The organism is Pantoea sp. RIT-PI-b (assembly GCF_001187905.1).
GTDB lineage: Bacteria > Pseudomonadota > Gammaproteobacteria > Enterobacterales > Enterobacteriaceae > Pantoea > Pantoea nemavictus.
Window position 1 is genome coordinate 1 of sequence record NZ_LGIS01000014.1, and the last position, 18,795, is coordinate 18,795.

Sequence of the window (18,795 nt, forward strand, 5' to 3'; positions counted from 1 at the left end):
AGATTCCCGTAAAAATTTATGGCAAAATGCGGAAGCAGGCATAGTGGCGATCTTATTTTTTGTTGGCGCAATAATTAGATCATTTTTCCACTGTGCCTGCTTCGTTTTTGTGGGGATTCATCAGCCCGTAGGGTCGCCATTAATGGCGACCTGGTCATAAACCGCACTTTCTACATCTTCGGATAATGCTTTTTCTGCCATGCCAGCAGCTCAAACACGCCAAAGAAGAAGATTTTCGCCTGGGTTACGCCGCTCAGCTTGGGGGCATCTTTCGGCTGGGTGGCGCGCAGTAACACCAGCTGCAAGCCATGCATAATCACCATAAAGAACAGTGCAACATGCACAAAATAGCGCAGCGGTGTCGGGAAGGGTTGCACCAGATTGAGCAGTAAAAAAGCCCAAACGCAAATCATCAGCAAACGACCTAAATTAAGCCACATCGTGCGTCTCCCGTTGGCGTTGATATAAGCGATACGCAACCTGGCCGGCAATTTTCTCGCGGTACAGATCCCAATTAGCTGGCGCGATGGGCGTGCCGGTTTCCACTTCGCTCTCCACATAAATCAGCGCTTCGGCGGCCAGCCAGCCATTTTGCTCTAGCAGCGTCAATGTTTCCTGTAACAGCCCTTTACGGAACGGTGGATCGACAAAGACCACGTCAAACGGCTCGCCGGGCTGGCTCAGCCACTGCAGCGTATTGGTTTGCACCACGTTGGCTTGAGTGGCGCGCAGCGTTTGCAGGTTCTGTGACAGTTGTTGCGCTACGGAGCGCTCCAGCTCCAGCAGCGTGGCGGATGCGGCGTGACGTGACAGCGCTTCCAGCCCCAATGCGCCGCTGCCGGCGAAGCAATCAAGGCAGCGTGCTTCCTGAATATCCGGCGCTAACCAGTTAAACAGGGTTTCACGCACGCGATCGGTGGTCGGGCGCAAACCTGCGCTATCCGGCACTGGTAATTTACGGCCGCGCCACTGACCGCCAATAATGCGGATCTGGCCTGCAGCGCCGCTGCTGCGGGGGGATTTACTCATTTCGCTCACAACTCGTCATAATTTGTTGCGTAGTTTAACGGGCGTAGCGGGCAGAAGAAACGTTAAAAAAGGGTGCTGTGGTGCGCTGGCTGGAAAGTGTTAGACTACTGAGTTGGTATCGTGCGCGTAATTACCTGATTTTTACGCCGCTCACCCGCTAAAAAATGAATATTTTATCCCCTGGGAACAGCGTGCTACCGGGAATAAGCCATCGAGGAGTAGGGTCACACAATGGCAAAAGAGAAAAAACGCGGCTTTTTTTCCTGGTTAGGCTTTGGCAAAGAAGAAGAGACGCAACAGCCTGCTGAAGAGCAGCAGCAAACTGCCGAGGTGGTCCCAGAGCCCGCCGTTGAAGAGAGTGCGTTAGATCGCGCCGAAGCGCAGGCTGAAGAAACCGTTGCCGTTACCGAACAGGTTGCGGAGCAGCAGAGTGAACCGGAAGTCATTGCAGAGCCGGTACTTGAGCAGCAAGAACCTGAGCCGGTTACCGCTATCGAAGAAGAGGTGTTGCCGGAAGCGATTGAACAGCCGGATGTGGCGCCAATCGAAGAAGAGCCGCAGCGGGAAGAGTTAGCCCTTGAGCCAGTCGTCGAGGCGGAACCTGAGGACGACGCGCCGTTAAGCGATGAAGAGCTGGAAGCGCTGGCTTTGGCGGAAACCTATGCTGAAGATGCTGAACTAGCAGAAGAAACTCAGGATACCGTGAGCGATTTGCCGCTGGCCGCTGCGCCAATCATTGCGCAGGAGCAGGAGCGTCCTACCAAAGAGGGCTTTTTCGCCCGCCTGAAGCGCAGCCTGGTTAAAACCCGCGAAAATCTCGGTTCTGGCTTTATCAGCCTGTTCCGCGGCAAGAAAATTGATGATGACCTGTTTGAAGAGCTAGAAGAGCAGCTGCTGATTGCTGATGTTGGTGTTGAAACCACGCGCCGTATCATCACCAATCTGACGCAACAGGCCAACCGCAAGCAGCTGCGCGATGCCGAGGCGCTGTACGGCCTGCTGAAAGCCGAAATGTCCGGCATTCTGGAAAAAGTTGATCAGCCGCTGGAAGTGGGCGGTAAAACGCCCTTTGTCATCCTGATGGTGGGCGTGAACGGTGTGGGTAAAACCACCACCATCGGTAAGCTGGCGCGTCAGTATCAGGCGCAAGGCAAATCGGTGATGCTGGCGGCGGGTGATACCTTCCGTGCCGCGGCGGTTGAACAGCTGCAGGTTTGGGGCCAGCGTAACGATATTCCGGTGGTGGCTCAGCATACCGGCGCAGATTCTGCTTCAGTGATTTTTGATGCGATTCAGGCTGCTAAATCACGCAACGTGGATGTATTGATCGCCGATACCGCTGGCCGCCTGCAGAACAAATCGCACCTGATGGAAGAACTGAAAAAAATTACCCGTGTGATGAAGAAGCTGGATGAAGAGGCGCCGCATGAAGTGATGCTGACGCTCGACGCCAGCACCGGGCAAAACGCCATCAGCCAGGCCAAACTGTTCCATGAAGCGGTGGGCCTGACGGGCATCACGCTGACCAAACTGGATGGCACCGCCAAAGGCGGCGTGATCTTCTCGGTTGCCGATCAGTTCGGTATTCCGATTCGTTATATCGGTGTTGGGGAAGGCATCGAGGATTTACGGCCGTTTAAGGCCGCAGACTTTATTGAGGCACTGTTTGCCCGAGAGGAATGATTGGGATGATTCGCTTTGAAGAGGTCAGTAAAGCTTACCTGGGAGGACGTCAGGCGCTGCAGGGAGTGGATTTCCATCTGCGTCCCGGCGAAATGGCGTTCCTGACCGGCCATTCCGGCGCGGGGAAAAGTACCTTACTGAAGCTGATTTGTGGCATTGAGCGCCCGAGCGCCGGGCAGATCTGGTTTAGCGGTCACGATATTTCGCGTTTGCGTCACAGCGAAGTGCCTTTCCTGCGGCGTCAGATCGGCATGATTTTTCAGGATCACCACTTGCTGATGGATCGTTCGGTCTATGAAAACGTGGCGATTCCGCTGATTATTTCCGGTGCCAGCGGCGAAGATATTCGCCGTCGCGTGTCGGCTGCACTGGATAAAGTGGGCCTGCTCGACAAAGCGAAAAGCTTTCCGATTCAGCTGTCGGGCGGTGAACAGCAGCGCGTCGGCATTGCCCGCGCGGTGGTGAACAAGCCTGCGGTGCTGCTGGCGGATGAACCGACCGGTAACCTCGATAATGCGCTGTCGGAAGATATTCTGCGCCTGTTCGAAGAGTTCAACCGCGTTGGCGTCACGGTGTTGATGGCAACGCACGATGTCGGATTGATTGCACGCCGAAACTACCGCGTGATGACGCTCAATCAGGGACGTCTGCACGGAGGCCACGATGGTCAATAAACGCAATAAGCGCGCACCTGCGCCGAAAGCGAAGCAGCCCTCTAAAAGCAAAGCGCTGAAGGGCGGCTGGCAGGAGCAGTGGCGCTATGCGCTGCGCGGCACGCTGTCGGACATGTGGCGTCAGCCGCTGGCGACGCTGCTGACGGTGATGGTGATTGCCATTTCTCTGACGCTGCCGAGCGTCTGCTACATGGTGTGGAAGAACGTCAGCCAGGCGGCCACGCAGTGGTATCCCGCGCCGCAGTTGACGGTATATCTGGATAAAGCGCTGGATGATACCGCGGCGGAGAACGTCACCGCGCAGCTTAAGCAGCTGGATGGCGTGGATAACGTCAACTACCTGACGCGTGAAGAAGCGCTGAATGAGTTCCGCAACTGGTCAGGTTTTGGTGGCTCGATGGACATGCTGGAGCAGAATCCGCTGCCGGCGGTGGCTATCATCACGCCAAAACTCAACTTCCAGAATTCGGACACCATGGCGAATCTGCGCGATCGGGTAGCGAAAGTGCAGGGCGTGGACGAAGTGCGCATGGATGATAGCTGGTTCGCACGTTTAGCGGCGCTGACCGGCCTGGTGGGGCAGATCGCCTCGATGATTGGTTTGCTGATGGTCGTTGCGGTGTTCCTGGTGATTGGCAACAGCGTGCGACTGAGCATCTTTGCGCGCCGCGACACCATTAACGTGCAAAAGCTGATTGGTGCCACCGATGGCTTTATCCTGCGTCCCTTCCTGTACGGCGGAGCGCTGCTCGGGTTTGGTGGCGCAGTACTGTCGCTGATTCTTTCCGAAGTGCTGGTATTGCGCCTGCAATCGGTGGTGGCGCAAGTCGCCACGGTGTTCGGTACCACATTTGTGTTGGAAGGCTTTTCCTGGGATGAAGGGCTGCTGTTACTGCTGATCGCGGCCATCATTGGCTGGATTGCGGCATGGCTGGCAACGGTTCAACATTTACGTCGTTTTACGCCGCAGTAACCAAAAGCAACGTTTTTTGATATACTCTTCCTCTGCTGCCGACGACCTGGGAGCAGAGGAATTCTCCTGGTTCCCCCGCCGTCATCTGTGTGTAAAATATTCACTGCTATAATTGAACTTGTGGATAACTTTGTCGTCCAAGTAGCACAGATTGCTTCTGGTTTTCTCGTGACGTTGACATAATGTAACGTCTGCGCAAGGAACTGTGCAGCAAGTCCATTGAATTTGTGAGGGTTTGAATGACCAAAGAAATGCAAACTTTAGCGATTGCTCCTCTAGGTAACTTGGAATCTTACGTCCGGGCTGCCAACAACTGGCCGGTGCTGACGGCAGAAGAGGAAAAAGCATTGGCTGAGCGGCTGCATTACCAGGGCGATCTGGATGCAGCTAAGACGCTGATCCTGTCTCACCTGCGCTTTGTTGTTCATATTGCTCGTAACTACTCCGGTTACGGCTTGCCGCAGGCGGACCTGATTCAGGAAGGTAATATCGGCCTGATGAAGGCGGTGCGTCGCTTCAATCCAGAAGTGGGCGTGCGCCTGGTGTCGTTTGCCGTGCACTGGATTAAGGCAGAGATTCACGAATACGTGCTGCGTAACTGGCGTATCGTGAAAGTCGCGACCACCAAAGCTCAGCGTAAGCTGTTCTTTAACCTGCGTAAAAGCAAACAGCGTCTCGGTTGGTTCAACCAGGACGAAGTGGAAATGGTCGCGCGTGAGCTGGGCGTGAGCAGCAAAGACGTGCTGGAAATGGAATCGCGCATGGCCGCGCAGGATATGACTTTCGACATGTCGTCTGATGACGAAGCGGGCGAAGGCAAACCGATGGCGCCAGTGCTGTATCTGCAGGATAAAACCTCTGACTTTGCCGATGGCATCGAAGAGGACAACTGGGATGCACATGCGGCTGATAAGCTGAGCGATGCGATGCTGAGCCTTGATGAGCGTAGCCAGGACATTATCCGCGCCCGTTGGCTGGACGATGACAACAAAACCACGTTGCAGGAGCTGGCCGATAAATACGGCGTCTCAGCGGAGCGCGTGCGTCAGTTGGAAAAGAACGCCATGAAGAAATTGCGTGTGGCGATTGAAGCCTGATAATTATCAGGCGGAAAAACGGGGCGACTTGATAGTCGCCCTTTTTATTGCCTGAAACACCGTAATTTCATTAGGCAATGACCCGTAGCGGCGCGATTTATCGCGCTGTTTTTATTGCCCATTCCCGACGATGCGCAATAAATTGCGCCGCTACCGATCGAGATTGGCAGGACTTATTTCACCCAACCATCAACCTGCGCGCGAAAACCACAGGCCTGCATAAAAGCAGCCCGCACGCCTTGATCGGCCTCGCCATCATCGGCAATCCACCAATCCGTCAACGCACCATTCTGTGCAATTGTCTCTTCCAGCAAATATTGCCCCACGCCGCGCCGCTGCGTAACTTCACGCACATTGAGATGGGTGATCTTCCCCTGCGTGCCGCTAAGCGTTAACTGCAATGCCGCCAGCAGCCGATCGTTAAAACGCGCGGCATACAGATGCTGCGTGTCGCTGAGTTGTGCTTCGAGTTGCACAATATCGATTCCGGGCCAGACTTTAGCTAAATCGATGCGATCCTGGGCGGTTAACGATGCTAAGCGCTGGATTGTCAGCTTCATACCTAATACCTGTACTAGTGCAAAGGCGATAGTGTAGCGAATTTAGACAGTCAGAGCGCTGTCACTTTTTTGCGATGAAAATAGGTCAAATGCCAGCCGGTTTGCCAGGATTGTGGAGTAAGCCAGCAACGATCGTTGAAAAACCCAGCATAACGCGCTGCTATCCTGCTGAAAATTCGGCCATAACAACCAGACGATTCTGCTGATCCACTCAGTCAATTCTGAATATGTCAGTTGATTTACAGAAGAAAGTTCCTGTTTAATAACCTGAAAAATAAAGCCTTATTACCAATAAATGCCAGAAAAGCGTGCTAACCCATTATTGCAGAATGAGTTTTCCTCTTTGACTGGCAGAAAATAAAGCAATCACAACACACGACACAACAGATGGGGAAGTTCGCATGAAAATGAGTAAAGGACGCGCATTACTGGCGGGCTGCGTAGCGTTGGCATTGAGCCATGCTGCGCTGGCGAAAGACATCAAAATTGCCATCGTTGGCGCATCAACGGGTCCAGTCGCGCAGTACGGTGACATGCAGTTTACCGGTGCAGCACAAGCCATTAAGGACATCAACGCCAAAGGCGGCGTGAACGGTGACAAACTGGTTGGCGTGGAATATGACGACGCCTGTGACCCGAAACAAGCGGTTGCGGTTGCCAACAAAGTGGTTAACGACGGCATTAAATACGTTATCGGCCATTTATGCTCCTCTTCTACTCAGCCCGCTTCAGACATCTATAACGACGAAGGCGTACTGATGATCACGCCAGCCGCTACCGCACCCGAGCTGACTGCGCGTGGCTATGCTGACGTGCTGCGCACCACTGGCCTGGACTCCGATCAGGGTCCTACAGCGGCGACGTACATCCTCGATCACATCAAACCAAAACGTATCGCTGTGGTGCATGACAAGCAGCAATATGGCCAGGGCCTGGCGGAATCCGTGCAGAAAACCCTGAAAGCCAAAGGCGGCAACGTGGTGCTGTTTGAAGGTATCACCGCCGGTGATAAAGACTTCTCCACGCTGATTGCGCGTCTGAAGAAAGAGAACGTCGATTTCGTTTACTACGGGGGTTACTACCCGGAGCTGGGCCAGATTCTACGTCAGGCAAAATCTGCTGGCCTGAATGCCGGCTTCATGGGCCCGGAAGGTGTGGGCAACGCCTCACTGTCTAACATCGCGGGTGATGCGTCTGAAGGCCTGTTCGTGACGCTGCCGAAGCGCTATGACCAGCTGCCAGAGAACAAGGCAATCGTTGATGCGATTAAAGCCAACACCGCGTCTAACCGCAAAGATCCAACTGGTCCGTTCGTCTGGACCACCTACGCCGCGATTCAGTCGCTGGTGGCGGGTATCGAGCGCAGCAAGAGCGATGAGCCTGATGCGATTGCGAAGAACCTAAAAGAGGGCGCTGCCGTCCCAACCGTGATGGGCAACCTGAACTGGGATGAGAAAGGCGATCTGAAGGGCTTCGAATTTGGTGTCTTCAAATGGCACAAAGACGGCTCTTCTACCGCAGTTAAGTAATCCCCCCAAATTCCCTCTCCCGCACGCGGGGGAGGGAATTATTCAGCTCCAGAGCAGGTCCTCACTATGTCCGAGCAGTTTCTCTATTTCATTCAGCAGATGTTCAACGGGGTTACCCTCGGGAGCACCTACGCGCTGATCGCCATTGGTTACACCATGGTCTACGGCATTATCGGCATGATCAACTTCGCCCACGGCGAGGTGTACATGATCGGAAGCTATGTCTCCTTTATCGTGATTGCCGCCCTGATGATGATGGGCATCGATACCTCGTGGCTGATGATTGCCGCTGGCTTCGTGATGGCGGTAATTATCTCTAGCGCCTATGGCTGGAGCATCGAACGCGTGGCTTACAAGCCAGTGCGATCGTCGAAGCGCCTGATCGCGCTGATCTCGGCCATCGGTATGTCGATCTTCCTGCAGAACTACGTCAGCCTGACGCAAGGTTCGCGCGATCTCGCGCTGCCAAGCTTGATCACCGGGCAATGGACGCTGGGCGAAAGCAACGGCTTTGCCGCCACGCTCTCTACTATGCAGCTGGTGATTTGGGTGGTGACCTTCCTGTCGATGCTGGCGCTGACGCTATTCATTCGTTATTCGCGCATGGGCCGCGCCTGTCGCGCCTGTGCGGAAGACCTGAAAATGGCCAGCCTGTTGGGCATCAACACCGACCGCGTTATCTCCCTCACCTTCATCATTGGTGCGGCGATGGCGGCGGTTGCGGGCGTGTTGCTCGGTCAATTCTACGGCTCTATCAACCCGTTTATCGGCTTTATGGCCGGGATGAAAGCCTTTACCGCGGCGGTATTGGGCGGCATCGGCAGCATTCCTGGCGCGATGATTGGCGGCCTGGTGCTGGGTATTGCGGAAGCGCTGACTTCGGCCTATCTGTCGACCGAATATAAAGACGTGGTCTCCTTCGCGCTGCTGATTGTGGTGCTGCTGGTGATGCCAACCGGGATTCTCGGCCGTCCGGAGGTGGAGAAAGTATGAAACGCCTCGGTTTGGTTAACGCCGTCATCTCCACGGTGATGTTGCTGGTGCTTGCCACGTTTTTCATGGGCGTACGCCTCGATCTGGATGGCACCAAACTGGTGGTCGCCAACGCGGGCGCGGTACGCTGGAACTGGATCTTCATTGGCTGTGCGGTGGTGTTTGTCTTCCAGCTGCTGCGTCCGCTGGTACAGGGCAAATTCAAACGCAGCGGCAAAGGTTTTGTCCTGCCGGGTTTTGATGGATCGACGCCGAAGCAGAAGTTGTTGATGGCACTGGTGATTGCCGCAGCAGTGATTTGGCCGTTTCTGGTGTCGCGCGGCAGCGTTGATATCGCCACGCTGACGCTGATCTACGTAATGCTCGGGCTCGGGCTGAACGTGGTGGTGGGATTATCAGGATTGCTGGTGCTGGGCTACGGCGGTTTCTACGCCATCGGCGCTTACACCTTTGCGTTGCTCAACCACTATTACGGCTTTGGCTTCTGGGAAAGCCTGCCGCTGGCCGGTTTGGTGGCGGGAGCCTTTGGTTTGCTGCTTGGCTTCCCGGTGCTGCGCCTGCGCGGCGACTATCTGGCGATTGTGACGCTCGGCTTTGGCGAAATCGTGCGTATTCTGCTGCTAAATAACACGGCGATCACCGGTGGCCCGAACGGTATCGCGCAAATTCCTAAGCCCAGCCTGTTTGGTCTGGAGTTTGGCCGCCGGGTTAGCGAAGGCGGCTGGAGCACCTTCCATGACTTCTTCGGCTTGAAATACGATCCCAGCGACCGCGTGATTTTCCTCTATCTGGTGGCGCTGCTGCTGGTGGTGCTGACGCTGTTTGTCATCAACCGTTTACTGCGCATGCCGCTGGGCCGTGCGTGGGAAGCGCTGCGTGAAGATGAGATCGCCTGCCGTTCGCTTGGTCTGAGCCCAACGCGCATCAAACTGACCGCCTTCACCATCAGCGCCGTGTTTGCAGGCTTTGCGGGTACGCTGTTCGCCGCACGTCAGGGTTTCGTTAGCCCGGAATCCTTTACCTTCGTCGAATCGGCCTTTGTGCTGGCGATTGTGGTGCTGGGCGGCATGGGCTCGCAGCTAGCGGTGATCCTCGCAGCCATTCTGCTGGTGGTCTCGCGCGAGCTGATGCGTGATTTGAATGAGTACAGCATGCTGGTGCTCGGTGGTTTGATGGTGCTGATGATGATCTGGCGTCCGCAAGGTCTGCTGCCGATGAAGCGTCCGCATCTGAAGTTGAAAAGCAGTAAACAAGGAGAGCAGGCATGAGTCAGCCTTTGTTAGCCGTTGAAGGCCTGATGATGCGCTTCGGCGGCCTGTTAGCCGTCAACAACGTGGCGCTGGAGCTGCATCCACAGGAAATCGTTTCGCTGATTGGCCCGAACGGCGCCGGTAAAACCACGGTGTTCAACTGCCTGACCGGTTTTTATAAACCGACTGGCGGCACCATCAAACTGCGCGATCAGCAGCTGCAGGGTTTGCCGGGCCAGAAGATTGCGCGTATGGGCATTGTGCGCACCTTCCAGCACGTACGTCTGTTCCGCGAAATGACAGTGATTGAAAACCTGCTGGTGGCACAGCATCAGCACCTGAAAAGCGGCGTGTTTTCCGGCTTGTTCAAAACCCCGGCTTTTCGTCGCGGCGAGAGCGAAGCGCTGGATCGCGCAGCGACCTGGCTGGATCGCATCGGCTTGCTGGATCTCGCCAATCGCCAGGCGGGCAACCTTGCTTATGGCCAGCAGCGTCGTCTGGAAATCGCGCGCTGCATGGTGACGCGTCCTGAGATTCTGATGCTGGATGAACCGGCTGCCGGCCTCAACCCGCGTGAAACCCACGAACTGGATGAGCTGATCGCCGAGCTGCGCGGTGAGCACAAGGTTTCCGTGCTGCTAATCGAACATGATATGAAGCTGGTGATGGGTATTTCTGACCGCATTTATGTGGTGAATCAGGGAACGCCGCTGGCCAACGGTACGCCGGAAGAGGTGCGTAACAATCCGGATGTAATCCGTGCATATTTAGGTGAGGCGTAACATGGCAAACCCGATTTTAACCTTGCAGAGTGTCAGCGCCCATTACGGTCCGATCCAGGCGCTGCACAATATTAATCTGCACATCAATCAGGGTGAAATCGTTACCCTGATCGGTGCCAACGGCGCGGGTAAAACTACGCTGCTCGGCACCTTGTGCGGTGAACCGCGCGCCACCAGCGGCAACATTACCTTTGATGGCAAAGAGATTACCGACTGGCAAACGGCGAAAATCATGCGTGAAGCAATTGCCATTGTGCCGGAAGGCCGTCGGGTATTTTCGCGTATGACGGTGGAAGAGAACCTGGCGATGGGCGGCTTCTTCGCTACGCGGCAGCAGTATCTGGAGCGTATCGATCGCGTCTATCAGCTGTTTTCACGTCTGGCAGAGCGTAAAGCACAGCGTGCGGGCACCATGTCCGGCGGTGAGCAGCAGATGCTGGCGATTGGCCGTGCGCTGATGAGCCAGCCGCGTCTGCTGCTGCTGGATGAGCCTTCGCTGGGGCTGGCGCCAATTATCATTCAGCAGATCTTCGACACCATTGAGCAGCTGCGTAAAGAGGGCATGACCATCTTCCTCGTCGAGCAGAACGCCAACCAGGCGCTGAAGCTGGCCGATCGTGGCTATGTGCTGGAGAATGGCCACGTGGTGCTGGAGGATAGCGGCGAAGCGTTGTTATCCAATGAAGCGGTACGCAGTGCTTATTTAGGCGCGTAGTTGGTGCTCGCGGTCCCCCTCCTCGGTCCTCCCCCATAAATGGGGGAGGAAGATGCTGCCATATGTGAGTTCTGAAGCAGCATGTGGCAGCGTCTCCTTCCCCCGCTAGCGGGGGAAGGCCGGGATGGGGGACAGCCAGCACGGACGAATGTTTAAACCCGCATTATCCCATCCCTCTGTCACATCCCCGTCATAAACCTGTTATTAATCCGTCATTTCCCCGTGTCATGTTACGTCGCGAACAAAAAAAATGCGCGAATTCGCGCGTAGCTAACAGCACAGGAAAACCTTATGTCCGCTTTTACGCTTCGTCCCCGCCTGATGAGTGTCGTGCTCGGTCTGGCGCTCAGCGGTAATGCGCTGGCTGCAACTGAGATCCCTTTCTGGCACTCAATGGAAGGCGAGTTAGGCAAAGAAGTTGATTCTCTGGCACAACGTTTTAACCAGGCTCATCCCGATTACAAAATCGTCCCGACTTATAAAGGTAACTACGAGCAGAGCCTGGCGGCGGGTATTGCCGCTGTGCGCTCTGGCAAAGCGCCCGCGCTGCTGCAGGTGTATGAAGTCGGTACCGCGACCATGATGGCGTCAAAAGCGATCGTGCCGGTCAATGAAGTGTTTAAAAACGCTGGCGTGCAGATGGATCCGCAGCAGTTCGTGCCAGCCGTTGCCGGTTACTACAGTGATAGCAAAGGCCAGCTGATTTCTCAGCCGTTCAACAGCTCAACGCCGGTGCTGTACTACAACAAAGATGCCTTCAAAAAAGCCGGTCTGAACCCGGATCAGCCACCGAAAACCTGGCAGGAGCTGGCAAAAGACGCCGAAGCGCTGCGCAAAGCCGGCCTGACCTGTGGTTACGCCAGTGGCTGGCAGGGCTGGATTCAGATTGAAAACTTCAGCGCCTGGCATGCGCTGCCGGTGGCCACCAAAAACAACGGCTTTGACGGCACCGATGCAGTGCTGGAATTCAACCAGCCGGTGCAGGTGCGCCACATCGAAATGTTGGAAGCGATGAACAAGAAAGGGGATTTCACCTACTTCGGTCGCAAGGATGAATCCACCGCCAAGTTCTACAACGGCGATTGCGGCATCACCACCGCCTCTTCCGGTTCGCTGGCCGACATCAAACACTACGCCAAATTTAACTTCGGCGTCGGCATGATGCCGTACGATGAAACCGTACCGAACGCACCGCAGAACGCCATTATTGGCGGCGCGAGCCTGTGGGTGATGAAAGGCAAAGATGCCAACACCTACAAAGGCGCGGCGGAGTTTATGAAGTTCCTCGCACAGCCGGAAATCGCCGCTGAATGGCACCAGAAAACCGGTTATCTGCCGATCACCACCGCAGCCTATGAGCTGACTAAACAGCAGGGCTTCTACGACAAGAACCCAGGCGCAGACATCGCCACGCGTCAGATGCTGAACAAAGATCCGCTGCCGTTCACCAAAGGTATGCGTCTTGGCAACATGCCGCAGATTCGCACCATCGTGGACGAAGAGCTGGAGGGCGTGTGGACCGGCAAACAGGCACCACAAGCCGCGCTGGATAACGCGGTGAAACGCGGTAATGAACTGCTGCGCCGTTTTGAGCAGCAAGTGAAGTAAACGCTGTTATCTCGGGGCCGACGCCTGGCGTTCGCCCCGATTTCTCTCTTTGATTGAGCCTGCTATGTCCTCATCGCGCCCCGTATTTCGCTCCCGTTTTCTGCCCTATTTGCTGGTGCTACCGCAACTGGTGATTACCGCCATTTTCTTCCTGTGGCCCGCCGGTGAAGCTCTGTGGTACTCGCTGCAAAGTATTGATCCTTTTGGCATCTCCAGCACCTTCGTGGGTTTGGCAAACTTTAAGCGTCTGTTCAATGACGAATACTATCTGGCGTCCTTCTGGACCACGATTGAGTTCAGTGCGCTGGTGACGATTTGCGGCATGACTTTTTCCCTGCTGCTGGCGGCGCTGGTGGATTACGTCATTCGCCTGCGCAAGCTATATCAAACGCTGCTGCTGCTGCCGTACGCGGTCGCGCCGGTGGTAGCGGCGGTGCTGTGGATGTTCTTGTTCAATCCGGGCCTCGGTTTATTCAGCCACCTGCTGAACCAAATGGGCTACAACTGGAACTATGCGCAAAACAGCGGTCAGGCGATGTTCCTGATTGTATTGGCGTCGATCTGGCAGCAAATGAGCTACAACTTCCTGTTTTTCTTCGCGGCGTTACAGTCGATTCCCAAATCGCTGGTGGAAGCCGCTGCGATTGACGGCGCGGGTCCGGTGCGCCGCTTCTTCAATTTGTCGCTGCCGCTGATTACGCCGGTGAGCTTTTTCCTGCTGGTGGTCAATCTGGTTTACGCCTTCTTCGATACCTTCCCGGTGATCGATGCCGCCACCGGCGGTGGTCCGGTACAGGCCACCACTACGCTTATCTACAAAATCTATCGTGAAGGCTTCACCGGGCTGGATCTCTCCTCCTCCGCCGCGCAGTCGGTGGTGCTGATGCTGCTGGTGATTGGCCTGACCATCCTGCAATTCCGCTTTGTCGAGCGTAAGGTGCAATACCAATGATTGAGAATCGACGCGGGCTGGATATCTTCAGCCATACCTTGCTGGTGCTGGGCGTGCTGACCATTCTGTTCCCGCTTTATATCGCCTTTGTGGCGGCGACGCTGGATAACGAGGCGGTGTATCAGGTGCCGATGACCTTAGTCCCTGGCTCGCATCTGTGGGAGAACATCTCGCGCATCTGGACGCACGGCGTCAACGGCAACGGCCCGGCATTTGGCATGATGATGTTTAATAGCCTGCTGATGGCGCTCGGCATTACCGTCGGCAAAATCACCGTCTCGATGCTCTCCGCTTTCGCGCTGGTGTGGTTCCGTTTCCCGCTGCGCTCGCTGTTCTTCTGGCTGATTTTCATCACCCTGATGCTGCCGGTCGAAGTGCGTATTTTCCCGACGGTGGAGGTGATTTCGACGCTGAACATGCTCGACAGCTACAGCGGCTTAACGCTGCCGCTGATGGCGTCCGCTACCGCCACGTTCCTGTTCCGCCAGTTCTTTATGTCTTTGCCGGACGAGCTGATAGAGGCGGCGCGTATCGACGGCGCCAGCCCGATGCGTTTCTTCTGGGACATCGTACTGCCGCTATCAAAAACTAATCTCGCCGCGCTGTTCGTGATCACCTTCATCTATGGCTGGAACCAGTATCTGTGGCCGCTGCTGATCATCAACGATGCCAGCCTCAGCACCGCTGTGGCGGGGGTGAAAAGTATGATCAACACCAGCGGCGGCCCAACGCAGTGGAATGAAGTGATGGCGGCAATGTTATTAACCCTGATTCCACCGGTGGTGGTGGTACTTGTGATGCAACGTGCGTTTGTGCGTGGCCTGGTGGAGAGTGATAAATAAATGGCAGGCGTAACCCTTCAGACCGTTACCAAGTCGTATGACGGCAAAAATCAGATCATTCAGCCACTGAATATCACCATTAACGATGGCGAATTTATGGTGATGGTCGGCCCTTCCGGCTGCGGCAAATCAACACTGCTGCGCATGGTGGCAGGCCTCGAGCGCGTATCGTCTGGCGATATCTATATCGACGACAAACGCGTCACCAATATGGAGCCGAAAGATCGCGGTATCGCCATGGTGTTTCAGAACTACGCGCTCTATCCGCACATGACGGTGGGCGAAAACATGGCGTATGGCCTGAAAATTCGCGGCATGGGTAAAGTGCAGATCGAGCAGCGCGTGATGGAAGCGGCGCGCAGCCTGGAGCTGGATCATCTGCTGCATCGCCGTCCGCGCGAATTGTCTGGCGGACAACGTCAGCGTGTGGCGATGGGCCGCGCCATCGTGCGTGAACCGGCTGTGTTCCTGTTTGATGAGCCGCTCTCCAACCTCGACGCGCGTCTGCGCGTGCAGATGCGTCTTGAGCTGCAACAGCTGCATCGCCGCCTAAAAACCACCAGCCTCTACGTCACGCACGATCAGGTAGAAGCCATGACGCTGGCGCAGCGCGTGATGGTGATGAACAAAGGCGTAGTGGAGCAGGTGGGTACGCCGGTGGAAGTGTATGAACGTCCGGCCAGCCAGTTCGTTGCCTCCTTTATCGGCGCGCCGGCCATGAACCTGCTGCCGGGACAAATCAGTAGCGACGGCACGCGTTTTACCCTGGATGCACTTAACAGCTTGCTGCTGGGTGAAAGTAAAGCCAAATGGGCCAACCGTCCGCTGACGCTGGGCATTCGTCCCGAGCATATTCAGCTCAGCAGCCGCGAGGCCGGCGGCATTCCGCTGGTGGTGGAGACGCTGGAGATGCTCGGCGCCGATAATCTGGCGCATGGCCGCATCGGCAACGCGCGCATGGTGGTGCGTTTGCCGCACAGTGAGCGCCCGCAGGCGGGCAGTACCTTGTGGCTGCATCTGCCGTCAGATGCGTTACACTTCTTCGATTCAACCTATGGAAAGCGTCTGGAATGAGTCAACACAACTGGCCTTATCCGCACATTGTCGCGCATCGCGGCGGCGGCAAACTGGCCCCGGAAAATACCCTCGCGGCGATTGATGTCGGCGCGCAGCACGGCCACACCATGATTGAGTTTGATGCCAAGCTCTCGGAAGATAAGCAGATTTTCCTGCTGCACGATGACACGCTCGATCGCACCAGCAACGGCTGGGGCGTGGCGGGTGCGCTGTCGTGGCATAAGCTGTCTCAGCTGGATGCGGGCGGTTGGTTTAGCCGCGATTACGAAGGCGAACCGCTGGCGCTGCTGAGCGAAGTGGCAGAACGTTGCCGCCAGCATCAGATGATGGCCAATATCGAGATCAAACCGACGACCGGTCAGGATGCGGAAACCGGACGCAATGTGGCTCTCGCGGCACGCGAACTGTGGCAAGGACAAACCGCGCCGTTGCTCTCATCCTTCTCTTATGCCGCGCTAGAAGCGGCGATGCAGGCGGCACCCGAGCTGCCGCGCGGCTTACTGCTGGATGAGTGGCACGACGACTGGCAGGCGCTAACGGCGCGCCTGAATTGCGTATCGATTCATCTGAATCACAGATTACTCGATGCTGAACGTACCGCGCTGCTGAAAGCGGCCGGTTTGCGGATTATGGTGTATACCGTGAATCAGCCCGCGCGCGCGCGCGAGCTGCTAAGTTGGGGCGTCGACGCCATCTGCACCGATCGTATCGACACTATCGGTGCGGACTTCCGCTAGTTCTGCTGCTTAAGCTGGCCCGGCTGCGATTGAATCACCTGCTGCTGGGCACTGTTACGCTGTTCCTGCACCTTGCGCTGTACATCCTGGCTTTGCTGCTGCTGATCCTGCTGCAGTTTACGCTTTTGCTGTTGCTGCTGATTCTGCATTTGCGACTGCATCCGCTGCTGGCTCGGGTTATAGCCGGGTTGGTTCGGATCGTTGGTGCTATTCAACATATTCGCCATGCTGCTTAACGGCAGCAAAGCGGCGATCACAATTAGCCATTTGTTTTTGTTCATGGTGTTTCCTCCATCAATGCAGCCTGCTGTGTGGTGTTGTTGCGCAACAGGCAACAACGGCTACTGACATAAGTTTATGCTATATCTCAAACCCCTCATCCAGGAGTGCACCTAATTTAACTTTACTGCTACGCTTTTTACTGTATTTGCAAACACTTGCATCAATTAATAACAAATGTAAATAACGTCAAAAGGGTGGTGACAGGATGAGGATACAAGGCAACGTGCGTCAGTTCGGCTGGGCATTGCTGATGAGTTTTACCGTGGTGCAGGGCGCGAACGCCGCGCCGGCCAGTGCACCGCCGGTTTCCTATGGCGTCGATAGCGACACTTTTCACCCGGTTAAGGCCAGACATGGCATGGTGGCATCGGTTGATGCGCTGGCCACTGAAGTGGGTGTCGATATCCTTAAGCAGGGCGGTAACGCCGTCGATGCAGCAGTGGCGGTTGGCTTCGCGCTGGCGGTGACGCATCCGCAGGCCGGTAATCTCGGCGGCGGTGGCTTTATGCTGCTGCGCACCGCATCCGGCCGCACTACCGCCATCGACTTCCGCGAAATGGCGCCGGCGCGCGCATCACGCGATATGTTCCTCGACAAGCAGGGCAACGCTGATAGTAAGTTGTCACTCACTTCTCACTTAGCCTCCGGCACGCCGGGAACCGTGGCCGGTTTTGCGCTGGCCGCAAAGAAATATGGCACCTTGCCGCTCAGCACCTTGCTGGCGCCGGCTATCAAACTGGCGCGTAACGGCATCGTAGTGAACGATGCGCTGGCCGACGATCTCGCCACCTACGGCAAAGAGACGCTAATCAATCACGACAATAGCCGCGCGATTTTCTACAAGGCCGACGGCAAGCCATATCAGAAGGGCGAACGTCTGGTGCAAAAGAATCTCGCACATAGCCTGCAGCTGATTGCCCAGCAAGGTCCGGATGCGTTCTATAAAGGCAAAATCGCCGATGAGATTGCCGGTGAAATGGCACAGCATGGTGGGTTGATCGGCAAGCCGGATCTGGCGGCCTACCGCGCCATGGAGCGTAAACCGGTGAGCGGCACCTATCGCGGCTATGAAGTCTTCTCCATGCCGCCGCCGTCGTCCGGCGGGATTCACATCGTGCAGATCCTCAATATCCTGGAAAACTTCGATCTGGCGAAATGGGGCTTTGGCAGCGCCGATGCGATGCAGGTCATGGCAGAGGCGGAAAAGTACGCCTATGCCGACCGTTCGGAGTACCTGGGCGATCCTGACTTCGTCAACGTGCCGCAGCAGGCGCTTACCAGCAAAGCCTACGCCAAAACGCTGGCGCAGCAGATTGACGTCAACAAAGCGCGTCCATCCAGCGAGATCAAACCGGGCAAACTGGCACCGTACGAAAGTAATCAAACCACGCACTTCTCGGTAGTCGATAAAGAGGGCAACGCGGTAGCGGTGACTTACACGCTGAATACCTACTTTGGCAGCGGCATCGTGGCCGGCCAAAGCGGCATCCTGATGAACAATGAAATGGATGACTTCTCAGCTAAACCGGGCACGCCAAACGTCTATGGCTTAGTCGGCGGGGAGGCGAATGCGGTACAAGCGGCCAAACGTCCGCTGTCATCGATGTCGCCCACCATCGTGGCGAAAGACGGGAAAACCTGGCTGGTTACCGGCAGCCCGGGCGGCAGCCGCATTATCACCACTGTGCTGCAAATGGTGGTCAACAGCATCGATTTTGGGATGAACGTGGCTGAAGCAACCAACGCACCACGCTTCCATCATCAATGGTTGCCGGATCAGCTGCGGGTCGAGAAAGGCTTTAGCCCGGATACGCTGCACCTGCTGGAAACCAAAGGCCAGCATGTGAAAGTGATGCCTGCGATGGGCAGTACGCAGAGCATCATGATTGGGCCGGACGGCACGCGCTATGGCGCATCCGATCCGCGTTCGGTGGATGATTTAAGCGCGGGATACTAATCACCCTGCTTTGTAGGGTCGCCACTCATGGCGACCGGGTTTGCAGGTGCGCATC

Annotated in this window: 19 protein-coding genes; 15 read left to right on the top strand and 4 right to left on the bottom strand. The window is 56.0% G+C overall.

Annotation, left to right across the window (positions count from 1 at the left end):
• Positions 1–170 precede the first annotated feature (170 nt).
• Both AC790_RS06430 and rsmD read right to left on the bottom strand, forming a co-directional pair.
• On the bottom strand, positions 171–440 hold the full coding sequence (locus tag AC790_RS06430) for a DUF1145 family protein (RefSeq protein ID WP_008109883.1): 270 nt from the start codon (positions 438–440) through the stop codon (positions 171–173).
• Positions 430–1,029, bottom strand: a complete 600-nt coding sequence (gene rsmD / locus AC790_RS06435; protein WP_049851258.1) for a 16S rRNA (guanine(966)-N(2))-methyltransferase — start codon at positions 1,027–1,029, stop codon at positions 430–432. Before rsmD ends, AC790_RS06430 begins: the two co-directional genes overlap by 11 nt.
• A 231-nt stretch (positions 1,030–1,260) precedes the next feature.
• On the opposite strand from rsmD, the gene ftsY reads away from it, so the two are divergent.
• The 4 genes from ftsY to rpoH all read left to right on the top strand — a co-directional run bounded on the left by ftsY (position 1,261) and on the right by rpoH (position 5,456).
• Positions 1,261–2,712 carry a signal recognition particle-docking protein FtsY gene (ftsY, locus tag AC790_RS06440; protein ID WP_049851259.1) on the top strand — a complete coding sequence of 484 codons (1,452 nt, stop codon included), beginning with the start codon at positions 1,261–1,263 and terminating at the stop codon, positions 2,710–2,712.
• A gap of 5 nt (positions 2,713–2,717) precedes the next feature.
• Positions 2,718–3,386, top strand: coding sequence for a cell division ATP-binding protein FtsE (gene ftsE, locus AC790_RS06445; protein WP_009128521.1), 669 nt, complete (start codon positions 2,718–2,720; stop codon positions 3,384–3,386).
• Positions 3,376–4,359 carry a permease-like cell division protein FtsX gene (gene ftsX, locus AC790_RS06450; RefSeq protein ID WP_009128523.1) on the top strand — a complete coding sequence of 328 codons (984 nt, stop codon included), beginning with the start codon at positions 3,376–3,378 and terminating at the stop codon, positions 4,357–4,359. The genes ftsE and ftsX overlap by 11 nt, the downstream gene beginning before the upstream one ends.
• Positions 4,360–4,598: 239 nt before the next feature.
• Complete coding sequence (gene rpoH, locus AC790_RS06455) at positions 4,599–5,456, top strand: RNA polymerase sigma factor RpoH (protein ID WP_009128524.1); 858 nt, start codon at positions 4,599–4,601, stop codon at positions 5,454–5,456.
• 173 nt (positions 5,457–5,629) lie between these two features.
• Here rpoH and panM read toward each other — a convergent pair whose 3' ends face one another.
• Positions 5,630–6,016 (bottom strand): aspartate 1-decarboxylase autocleavage activator PanM, encoded by a 387-nt coding sequence (gene panM / locus AC790_RS06460; RefSeq protein WP_049851260.1) that lies wholly within the window; start codon positions 6,014–6,016, stop codon positions 5,630–5,632.
• A gap of 401 nt (positions 6,017–6,417) precedes the next feature.
• On the opposite strand from panM, the gene AC790_RS06465 reads away from it, so the two are divergent.
• From AC790_RS06465 to ugpQ, 10 genes are all read left to right on the top strand, one after another.
• Complete coding sequence (locus AC790_RS06465) at positions 6,418–7,545, top strand: branched-chain amino acid ABC transporter substrate-binding protein (RefSeq protein WP_049851261.1); 1,128 nt, start codon at positions 6,418–6,420, stop codon at positions 7,543–7,545.
• 66 nt (positions 7,546–7,611) lie between these two features.
• Entirely contained in the window at positions 7,612–8,538 is a 927-nt protein-coding gene (livH, locus tag AC790_RS06470) for a high-affinity branched-chain amino acid ABC transporter permease LivH (RefSeq protein ID WP_008109897.1), read from the top strand.
• Positions 8,535–9,806, top strand: a complete 1,272-nt coding sequence (locus AC790_RS06475; RefSeq protein ID WP_049851262.1) for a high-affinity branched-chain amino acid ABC transporter permease LivM — start codon at positions 8,535–8,537, stop codon at positions 9,804–9,806. Before livH ends, AC790_RS06475 begins: the two co-directional genes overlap by 4 nt.
• Entirely contained in the window at positions 9,803–10,570 is a 768-nt protein-coding gene (gene livG, locus AC790_RS06480; RefSeq protein WP_009128534.1) for a high-affinity branched-chain amino acid ABC transporter ATP-binding protein LivG, read from the top strand. The genes AC790_RS06475 and livG overlap by 4 nt, the downstream gene beginning before the upstream one ends.
• A 1-nt stretch (position 10,571) precedes the next feature.
• A complete protein-coding gene (gene livF, locus AC790_RS06485) occupies positions 10,572–11,285 on the top strand; it encodes a high-affinity branched-chain amino acid ABC transporter ATP-binding protein LivF (RefSeq protein WP_009128538.1) in 714 nt (237 codons plus the stop codon).
• 291 nt (positions 11,286–11,576) lie between these two features.
• Entirely contained in the window at positions 11,577–12,893 is a 1,317-nt protein-coding gene (gene ugpB, locus AC790_RS06490) for a sn-glycerol-3-phosphate ABC transporter substrate-binding protein UgpB (protein WP_049851263.1), read from the top strand.
• Between the two features lie 64 nt (positions 12,894–12,957).
• Positions 12,958–13,845: a sn-glycerol-3-phosphate ABC transporter permease UgpA gene (gene ugpA / locus AC790_RS06495; protein WP_049851264.1), complete on the top strand. Its 888-nt coding sequence runs from the start codon at positions 12,958–12,960 to the stop codon at positions 13,843–13,845.
• Positions 13,842–14,687 (top strand): sn-glycerol-3-phosphate ABC transporter permease UgpE, encoded by an 846-nt coding sequence (gene ugpE / locus AC790_RS06500; protein WP_009128544.1) that lies wholly within the window; start codon positions 13,842–13,844, stop codon positions 14,685–14,687. The genes ugpA and ugpE overlap by 4 nt, the downstream gene beginning before the upstream one ends.
• A complete protein-coding gene (locus AC790_RS06505; RefSeq protein WP_049851265.1) occupies positions 14,688–15,761 on the top strand; it encodes a sn-glycerol-3-phosphate import ATP-binding protein UgpC in 1,074 nt (357 codons plus the stop codon).
• Positions 15,758–16,501, top strand: a complete 744-nt coding sequence (gene ugpQ / locus AC790_RS06510; RefSeq protein WP_049851266.1) for a glycerophosphodiester phosphodiesterase — start codon at positions 15,758–15,760, stop codon at positions 16,499–16,501. The genes AC790_RS06505 and ugpQ overlap by 4 nt, the downstream gene beginning before the upstream one ends.
• Here ugpQ and AC790_RS06515 read toward each other — a convergent pair.
• Positions 16,498–16,782: a DUF2756 domain-containing protein gene (locus AC790_RS06515; RefSeq protein ID WP_009128550.1), complete on the bottom strand. Its 285-nt coding sequence runs from the start codon at positions 16,780–16,782 to the stop codon at positions 16,498–16,500. The genes ugpQ and AC790_RS06515 overlap by 4 nt on opposite strands.
• 206 nt (positions 16,783–16,988) lie before the next feature.
• Here AC790_RS06515 and ggt point away from each other — a divergent pair, with 206 nt between their 5' ends.
• Complete coding sequence (gene ggt / locus AC790_RS06520) at positions 16,989–18,740, top strand: gamma-glutamyltransferase (protein WP_049851267.1); 1,752 nt, start codon at positions 16,989–16,991, stop codon at positions 18,738–18,740.
• Positions 18,741–18,795: the final 55 nt, after the last annotated feature.